Source organism: Paenibacillus sp. NPDC056722 (genome assembly GCF_042790635.1).
Lineage (GTDB): Bacteria > Bacillota > Bacilli > Paenibacillales > Paenibacillaceae > Paenibacillus_AQ > Paenibacillus_AQ agri.
The window spans coordinates 18,353-27,318 of sequence record NZ_JBHTYV010000013.1 but is presented as its reverse complement, the minus strand read 5'-3'; the positions used below and the strand labels follow the sequence as shown (position 1 = coordinate 27,318).

At 52.1% G+C, this 8,966-nt stretch carries 8 protein-coding genes; 4 read left to right on the top strand and 4 right to left on the bottom strand.

Annotated elements, in window-relative coordinates:
• The coding region (locus tag ACFRAM_RS23530; protein ID WP_379468659.1) for a hypothetical protein at positions 1-254 on the top strand (254 nt) is incomplete at its 5' end.
• 177 nt (positions 255-431) lie between these two features.
• Here the strand turns inward: ACFRAM_RS23530 and ACFRAM_RS23525 are convergent.
• Positions 432-1,640: a GTP-binding protein gene (locus ACFRAM_RS23525; RefSeq protein WP_379468657.1), complete on the bottom strand. Its 1,209-nt coding sequence runs from the start codon at positions 1,638-1,640 to the stop codon at positions 432-434.
• A gap of 50 nt (positions 1,641-1,690) precedes the next feature.
• Positions 1,691-1,840, bottom strand: a complete 150-nt coding sequence (gene rpmG, locus ACFRAM_RS23520) for a 50S ribosomal protein L33 (RefSeq protein ID WP_175370466.1) — start codon at positions 1,838-1,840, stop codon at positions 1,691-1,693.
• Between the two features lie 194 nt (positions 1,841-2,034).
• On the opposite strand from rpmG, the gene ACFRAM_RS23515 reads away from it, so the two are divergent.
• From ACFRAM_RS23515 to ACFRAM_RS23505, 3 genes are read left to right on the top strand one after another with little or no spacing between them, the layout of a single operon-like run.
• Positions 2,035-3,063 carry a CobW family GTP-binding protein gene (locus ACFRAM_RS23515; protein ID WP_379468654.1) on the top strand — a complete coding sequence of 343 codons (1,029 nt, stop codon included), beginning with the start codon at positions 2,035-2,037 and terminating at the stop codon, positions 3,061-3,063.
• Positions 3,060-4,049, top strand: a complete 990-nt coding sequence (locus ACFRAM_RS23510; protein ID WP_379468652.1) for a permease — start codon at positions 3,060-3,062, stop codon at positions 4,047-4,049. The genes ACFRAM_RS23515 and ACFRAM_RS23510 overlap by 4 nt, the downstream gene beginning before the upstream one ends.
• Positions 4,050-4,065: 16 nt before the next feature.
• Positions 4,066-4,941, top strand: coding sequence for a TIGR03943 family putative permease subunit (locus ACFRAM_RS23505; protein WP_379468650.1), 876 nt, complete (start codon positions 4,066-4,068; stop codon positions 4,939-4,941).
• Here the strand turns inward: ACFRAM_RS23505 and ACFRAM_RS23500 are convergent.
• Together ACFRAM_RS23500 and ACFRAM_RS23495 are read right to left on the bottom strand one after the other, a co-directional pair.
• The gene (locus ACFRAM_RS23500) at positions 4,934-5,329 is read right to left on the bottom strand and encodes a NusG domain II-containing protein (protein WP_246316945.1); all 396 of its coding nucleotides are present in this window, start codon (positions 5,327-5,329) and stop codon (positions 4,934-4,936) included. The two genes, ACFRAM_RS23505 and ACFRAM_RS23500, sit on opposite strands and share 8 nt — an antisense overlap.
• A 138-nt stretch (positions 5,330-5,467) precedes the next feature.
• Positions 5,468-8,947: a PAS domain S-box protein gene (locus ACFRAM_RS23495; RefSeq protein ID WP_379468648.1), complete on the bottom strand. Its 3,480-nt coding sequence runs from the start codon at positions 8,945-8,947 to the stop codon at positions 5,468-5,470.
• Positions 8,948-8,966: the final 19 nt, after the last annotated feature.

Sequence of the window (8,966 nt, the reverse complement as noted above, 5' to 3'; positions counted from 1 at the left end):
CGGGGGTCGTGGGGGTCGTGGGGGTCGTGGGGGTCGTGGAGTTCGTGGAGTTCGTGGAGTTCGTGGGGGTCGTGGGGGTTACGGGGGTCGTGGGGGTTACGGGGTTCGCGGGGTTCGCGGGGTTCGCGGGGTTCGTGGGGGTCGTGGGGTTCGTCGGGTTCGTCGGGTTCGTGGGGTTCGTGGGGTTCGTGGGGTTCGTCGGGTTCGCGGGGGTCGTGGGGTTCGTGGGGGTCGTGGGTTCCTCGGGTTACTGAGGTTTGGAATATTTGCGACCTTAAGCTCAAGCCTCTACTTCAGCAGAATAACGCCTGCACTTCTGTTTGAATCTTAATTTCACTTAATATAGATCAGGCATTGAGCAAAAAAACCGGAATCCCCATTTGGATTCCGGTTTCATAAATAGCAATAAAGAGCCTGCAGCTTAGCTCCTGCTATTCCGCAGCCGCTACGAGCATTTGCTCCGCTGGCCATGGCAACGGATTATTGAACGTTGCCCAGTCCTGCTTCATTTCTTCAACAGTCAGAAGGCAGCGATCCAGCCGGGCTTCGATCTCCGAGCGGTCTGCACTAACGCCGATGAACACGATCTCGTTGATCCGGTCGCCCCACTCTTCGTCCCACTTAGCCTTAATCTCAGGCTCGCTCTCCAATACCTCCAGTTGTTGTTCCTTCGCCATTGACGCCAACCAGTACCCTGCCGGTCCGAATTGAATCGACGGGCCAGCCTGGCTCAGGCTGCCAGCAATATCGCCTTTCGCCGCCAGCCACACGAAGCCCTTGGCCCGAACGATTTCATCCGGCCAATTGCTGAAGAAGAAACTCAGCCGCTGCGGATGGAACGGTGTTCTGCGCCGGTACACAAAGGAGCTGATGCCATATTCCTCGGTCTCCGGCGTATGCTCCTCCTTATTCAGCTCGGCAATCCAGCCGGAGGACAGACTTGTTTTCTCAAAATCAAACAGGCCCGTGTTAAGAATTTCCTTGGGATCAACAACACCGTTAACGGTGCGGATGATCTTGGCTGTAGGCTGAAGCTTGCGAAGTACCGCTTCCAGCTTCTTCAGTTCTTTTTCCTCCACCAGATCGCATTTGTTCAGCAGCAGCACATCACAGGTCTCAATCTGGTCGATCAGCAGATCCACGATATCGCGGACATCCCCTTCACCAGCGGTTTCCCCACGATCCAGCAGGCTGTCTCCGGAAGCAAAATCATGCCAGAAGCGGTTCGCATCCACCACGGTAACCATCGTATCCAGGCGGGCCAGTGTGGTCAGATCAATATCCAGATCGGGATCTTCGTACGTAAAGGTCTGAGCTACAGGCACAGGCTCGCTGATGCCGGAGGATTCGATCAGAATATAATCAAAACGGCCTTCCAATGCCAGCTTCTCCACTTCACGCAACAGATCGTCACGCAAGGTGCAGCAGATGCAGCCGTTGGACATTTCCACCAGCTTTTCCTCCGTGCGGGACAACGCCCCGCCCGATTTCACCAGATTGGCATCGACATTGACTTCGCTCATATCATTGACGATAACAGCGACCTTCAAGCCTTCACGGTTGTTCAGAATATGATTCAGCAGTGTAGTTTTGCCTGAACCCAGATAGCCGCTGAGTACAGTTACAGGAATTTTTGTCATTGGTGTTTCCCCTTTCGGTGTTCAAATTTCAGGTTGTACTATGAACCGTCTTAACGAGTCTCGCGGTGCAGCGTCACTTTTTTCAAACGAGGGCTGTACTTTTTCATCTCAAGCCGCTCCGGGTGATTCTTCTTATTCTTGGTTGTGGTGTAATTGCGATCGCCGGTTTCTGTACATGCCAAAGTTACGGTAACTCTCATTTCATTCATCCCTTTCTTTATTCGTAATAATTACGATTAACAAATCATACACGCTTTATTCACCAGATGTCAACAACTAGGGCGTAAAATTTCGAAAGGCTGTTATTTATGGTCTTTCCAGTAGACCTATGACATAGAGATGGAAATATGAATCTATGATTCTTGTTACAAAGAATGAGGCAGGAGTGAGGAAAATGAAGATACCTGTAATCATACTCAGCGGTTTTCTGGGAAGCGGTAAGACCACGCTGTTATTGTCCCTGCTGCAAGAGAGCAAGCAGAGAGGCCTGAATCCGGGCATTGTGATGAATGAGCTGGGGCAACGGGATGTGGATGGCTATATTTTGCAGGAGCATACCGGAATGACTGTAGAAAAGCTACTGGACGGATGTATATGCTGCAGCCGCAAGGAGGAGCTCGGGGAATGTCTTCAAGTGCTGCTGGCAAGGCGTCCGGATGCCATATTCATAGAACTGACCGGCGTAGCGAATCCGGAAGAAATCGCCCATGCACTGCTGGAAACGCCTCTGCGGGACCGGCTTACGTTGCATTTCACCGCTACAGTGCTGGATGCAGAGAATACGCTGGAATATAACAGTCGATTATCGGCTGACCGACACCTTGTACGAACACTGCGCCAACAGATCCGTTCGGCGGACCTCATCATCGTGAACAAGAGCGATCTCGTAGAGCAAGAGACGTTATGGAAGATAGAGAAAGCGGTGCGCAAGCAGAACATAGAGGCAGAAATCGTGTACACCCATTATAGTAAAATCAATCTGGTACCCCTGCTGGCCGGCATCACTCCCCGGGAACTTCACATTCCGGCGCCACAGCGCGCACCCCGGACCTTCAAAAGCGCTGCAATGACCAGGGTCCTGCCGGACTCCGGCGGAACGGCATTGAAGGAACATGACACCGCACAGGAAACTTCCTATTCCCAGGTCGCTGCTTTGACGCTGACTTTTCCACAGGGAGCGCCAGCACAGCTCACTAGAAGACAGTTCGAAACCTTCTTTCGAGAATGCGGCGACAGTCTGTTGCGCGCTAAAGGCCATGTGATCCTATCGGACGATGAGCCGGTCCAGCTTGTCCAATATGCTGGCATGCGGACAACTTGGGAAGCCTCCAGCTATCCCGGTCTGCCCTATGTGGTCTGCATCGGATTGAATCTGAATGAAGCGCTGCTGACTGAACGCTGGTCCGCCTTGTTCCGCTCTTGACCTCTTTTTCACCGGTAAAAATATTCCCGCTGCTCCTGCCCGCAGCCTTCCTGCTTATTCTTGGCATCGTGTGGCTGCCGGGCCATCTGGAGCTGCTGGATAACGCGTATCTCCATTCCTTCAAAGCAAGCTTCATCGGCATTCTGCTGGAGGCACTGCCATTTGTGCTTGCCGGGGCTCTACTGTCCTCCCTGCTGCGGGTGTTCGTGCCGGACGAAATGATCTCGCGGTGGATTCCGCGCAGCCCTGTACCCGCCATTCTTTTCGCTTGTCTGCTGGGTGTGCTGTTCCCGGTCTGCGAATGCGGCATGATTCCGCTAGTCCGCCGCCTGATTCATAAAGGTATGCCTGTGTATGTAGCGATCGTCTTCATTCTCTCCGGTCCGATTCTGAACCCCGTGGTATACGGGGCCACAATTACCGCCTTCCGTACCCACCCGGAGCTGGCCTATGCCCGCATGGGCCTGGCCTTTGCAGTCGCTTTTATCATCGGCCTGATCGTTTATTTCACCAACACTAAGTCCCCTCTCCGTCTGTCTGCCCGGCAGGAGAATGGAGTGGATCATCATCAAAGTGCACGCGGTGGCAAAGCTGCTGCCGTATTCGTACACACCTCCGACGAATTTTTTGAAATGGGCAAATATTTGATCATCGGCTGTTTGTTGACGTCCGGTATCCAGACCTTTATGGTGCAGGATAGTCTGGCAGCCATCGGCGGAAAACCACTGGGCTCTTATTTTTTCATGATGGGACTAGCCTTCCTGCTCTCCCTCTGCTCCACCTCGGATGCCTTTGTAGCCTCAACCTTTCTGCATTCTTTCCCGGCGGGTTCCTTGCTGGCCTTTATGGTGCTGGGTCCGATGCTTGATTTTAAAAATGCGCTGATGCTGCTCTCGCTGTTCAAAACGCGATTTGCCTTATTCCTGTTCTTCCTGATCTTCTCAACGGTGTTCATCGGGTCAGTATGGATGTCAGGATGGTTGTAGTTAGGAGGGAAGGACCTTGAATGAATCCCGGAGCATTCGGCTCCATTATCTGCTCAGGGCAGTACTTCTGCTGGCCTTTGCCCTCTATATTGGTCATTTGACACAGCAGGATGCCCTACATTATTATGTGGCACCTAAGCTGGCACGCTGGATCAAACTCTGCCCCATCCCTTTGACCCTGATGGCGCTCAGCCTGACGGTACAGGCACTGTTTGGCAAGGGTGCTGCCTTATGCGACTGCGACCACCGTCTTCCCCGGTGGGGTATCAGAAGCACTGTCCTGTATGGATTGTTTCTCCTGCCGCTGCTGTTCGGCTTCCTGCTGCCCGATCGGCCACTGGGAAGTCTGGCTGCATCTGTGAAGGGGATTGAGCTTACGTATAACATTAAGGAACCGGACCGCGAGGTCCAATTTAATACCAACGACCCTTTTGAAGTCGAGTTTGCCCAGTTGGCGAAGCTGCTGTACAGTCAGCCTGTAATTCCGGTCTATCCGGATATTTTCTCCGAGACTTTCGGGGCTATAGAGAGATACAAACAGGACTTTGAGGGCAAAGATATTGCCGTATCCGGTTTTGTGTACCGAGAGAATGCCACAACTACTGATGGCCCGTTTGCCTTGAGCCGCTTTCTGGTACAATGCTGTACCGCGGATGCCACACCATTTGGGATTATGGTGTATCCCGGAACGCAAAAAAGCCTGCCCGCAGACACCTGGGTAGAGGTCCGGGGCAAGCTTCATGTTGGAAAATACAAAGGCAAGGATATCGTGCAGATCGCTGCTGTGTCGGTCACACCCATCCCGCGGCCTGCTACACCCTATATCTATACCAGTCCCGACTCCGTAGCGGAGTGGTCAAAGTTACAATCCTCTGGCAAAAGTATTAGATAATAGCATCCAGCTCATCTTCATCACCCGATGACTTATTCGGATTAAAGACCTCAACCATAATCCGGGCCGGTATGCAGATGATCTGCTGCCTAGGCCTGGAGATAAAGCCCATTTCCAGCGCAATCCGCAGCGGTGCGTCTGAATAAGTCATCTGGATTCCGTAATCGAACACCTTGAGCGTGTTGTGTCCGAATTGGGTCTTGATATCGATAATCTGTTCTTCTTTGGTCAGAGGTACAGTCTTGTACTCCTTGCCGTCCACTGTAATCAGGGCCATCAGATCCCCTTGTTTGTAATGATCATTCAAGCTGTTGAACCATTTGATTCCATAGATAGAGCCGGCTGCGAGCAGCACCAGCAGAATGATAATAAAATCGCCGCGCTTCATCTTTTGCAATGTAGATACCCTCTCACTAACCTAATTAAAATTTAAAATACGTAATGATTACGAACAAACTAAATATAGTTAGTGGATGGTTATTTGTCAACACTCAAGCATCCTACGCGATCTGCTCAAGTCTTAACTTCAAGCGCCACTGCGAATCCGGGCCGACCAGTCACGCAGCACCCGGTCCAACTCCTTAACGTGAAGCGGCTTCGAGATGAAATCCTGCATACCTGCTCTCATGCACATTTCCTTGTCTTCTTTCCGGGCAAAGGCGGTCGCAGCGACAATCACCGGGCTAAGTCCCAGCCGCTCCCGGATAAGGCCCGTAGCCTCAATCCCATCCATCACAGGCATCTGGATATCCATGAACACCAGGTCATAGGAGCCGGACAGCACCGCTTCCACCGCCTCAGCACCGTTCAGGGCCACATCCGCTGCGTACCCCCGCTTTTTCAAGTACGCCAGCAGCAGCTGCCGGTTGACCGGGTGATCTTCAGCGACCAGAATAGACAACGGCCCATATTTGCCTCCGGCCAGTTCACCCGCCAAAATTGCGGGTTTATCATGCCGGGATTTTCCAGCTGAGCTGTTACTAACGGGCTCCGGCTGCCATTCTTCTCCCGGTAAGGTAACCTGTACGGTAAAGTAGAACTCAGAACCTTCGCCTTCCCGGCTCACTGCTCCAATTCCGCCACCCAGCAGTTCGGCCAGTTTCTTGCTGATCGCAAGTCCAAGACCCGTTCCGCCATACTTCCGGTTGATAGAAGGATGCAGCTGGGAGAAGGACTGGAAGAGAAGTCCCTGACTACCCAGCGGAATACCGATCCCCGTATCCTCTACCGAGAACTTGAGGACAACTTGTCCGGAATCCAGCCGCTCGTGGAGCTTCACAGAGATGCGGATATCCCCTTCCTCCGTGAATTTCACCGCATTTCCGACCAAGTTAACGAGAATCTGCCGCAGCCGCGCTTCATCAGTGACAACCACTGGCGGCAGGGCTGGATCAAGTTCGCTTGTCAGGAGCAGCCCCTTCTCCTTCACTTTGGGGTAGAACACCTCGCTTACATTTTGGATAACCTGAGTAAGCTCCAGTGGTCGTGGTTCCAGTGTCATCATCCCGGCTTCAATTTTACTAAAATCAAGAACTTCGTTCAGAATATGCAGCAGAGCCTCGCCGCTTTTATTGATAATATGCGTATAATAGCTTTGCTCCTCGTTAAGCTCCGTTCCCGTGAGCAAGTCAGCCATTCCGATAATACCGTTCATCGGGGTCCGCAGCTCATGGCTCATAATCGCCAGGAATTCTGATTTAGCCCGATCCGCCTGCTCGGCGGATTCCTTAGCGCGTACAATCTCTTTCTCTTCCGTGATATCACGGAAGACGACGACGGCTCCCTTGCGCTCACCGTTGTCAAACAGTGGAGTCAGGCGGTATTTTACGAGGAAGCTGGAACCGTCCTGCCGCCAGAACACTCCCTCGCGCTCTTCATATGTAACATTCTCCGACAACGCCTGAATCAGCGTTTTCTGGCTGCCGGAATACGGCTCACCGTCCAGCCAAGTCTGCTGAATAGTCAGCAGATGACTGCTGGCCGACCACTCTCCCGGCTCATATCCGAGCATTCCCGCAGCGGCTGGATTAATGAACATCATCTCACCAGCCAGATTCACCCCGAAGATACCTTCAGAGACGGAGTTCAAAATCAAAGCATGTTCGTAGCTCAGCTTCTCGATCTGCTCCAAGTGGCGTTTGCGTTCCGTAATATCACTGGTGATGGCGAACACACCCGCTACCTCACCACTGACCATAATCGGCACATAGATAACGCTCACCTCGACCACATGTCCGTCCCGGTGAATGAGACGGCTCTCGAAGGTCTGGGCCTCTCCGCCTGAAGCCAACTCGAAGCGCCGGAGAACGTTGTCCATTTCATCCGGATCGACCACTTCGGTGAATTCTGACAACAGCAAATTGTCCCGCGAGTACCCGGTTAGATGCAGCAAGCTTGAATTCACAGAAAGAGTCCTGCCCTGCAGATCCATGGCACTGATCGCAGACGGATTGTATTCAAACAGGGATTTGTAGCGGTTTTCACTTTCCAGAAGCTTCATTTCATACTGCTTCCGTTCGGCAATATCTCGGGTCACACCTACAAGTTCGGACACCTCTCCGTCGCCGGAGTAGATATAACGGAAGGTCGTCTCTGTCCAGATATATGACCCGTCCTTGCGCCGAAAGCGGAACACTACCGGCTCCAGCTTCTCGCCGTTCATGCAGCTTTGCAGATAAATCTGTACCCGATCCGCATCCTCGGGATGAATGTAGGCTATACCGGAAGTCCCGACCATCTCCTCAGGGGTATAGCCCAACATGGCCTGACAGATCGGAGATGCATACAAATAGGTTACATGCTCATCCGCAGCATAGCGGGTAATAAAGTCCAGGGAATTCTCCGAAATCAGGCGATAATTCCGTTCACTCTCCCGCAGCTGCGCCTCCATGCGACGACGTTCCGTTACATCCTGCACCACTCCGCTGAGCTGGAGCGCCTTCCCACCTTCGTCCAGTGTGACCTGCCAATGAGATTCAATGTATTTGACTTCCCCTTCATTGGTCATGATCTGGAAAATCGCCTCACCGTCAGTTCCGTCCTTCACCGTCTTCCTGAGCATGCCTAGAACCTTCATGAAGTCCTCTGGCTTGATGCAGGAAATAATCTGCTTGTGGTCACAAAGCGAATGATTGCCATAGTCCTCCCTGAAGCCGAAAATATAACGCAGCTCCTTCGATACGGTCAGGGCGCTGTTCACAATATCCCATTCCCAGGAACCCATGCCCGCCAGGTATTGGGCTGTCGCCAGCATATCCTCATATTTCTTACGCTCTGTGATATCACGGGCGATGGCGAGTACCTTCTCAACATCACCTTCTTCATTGCGCATGGCCTGGAATGTACTTTCGATCCACAGGTACCGGCCATCCTTATGCCTGGCTCTGCGCACAGCTACCTCATTATCCGAATATAGCTTGCCTTCTTCTATCATCTCACGGACATCCTGGGGATGATAATAGTCTACTCTCTTGTTTCCTAGCATTTCCTGCGGCGTATAGCCAAGCAGATTCTCTACCGAAGGTGACACATAATATAGCGTACCGTCTGGCTCCCCGTAAGAAATCATATCCGGTGTATTACGGGTAATAAGATTGTACAGGTGCTGGCTCTCCAGATTGCGTTTCTCCGCATGTTTGCGCTCCGTAATATCCGTCGCCTCCGCGACCAGATACAACGGCCCCTCTCCAGCTTCTCCGTGAATCAGAAACACATGGAGCGAGGCCCAGATGACCGAACCATCACTGCGCAACAAACGCACCTCCAGATCAACTGCCGATCCGGACTCTTGAAGAAGACGATTCACCAGAAGATCCGGTTCTGTGAACTTACAATCGTCTTTATATACCAAATTGGAATAATGTCTATTTAAAAGATCTTCCTCTATGTATCCCAGCATTTCGCAAAGCGCAGGATTGGAATGCAAAAGAGTCCCCTCTTTCACAGAGACTACCGCGATGCCGCTGGAAGATTGCATATACAATTGCTTAAAGATAAAGTCATGCACTGGTGGAGCCTCCTCTAAA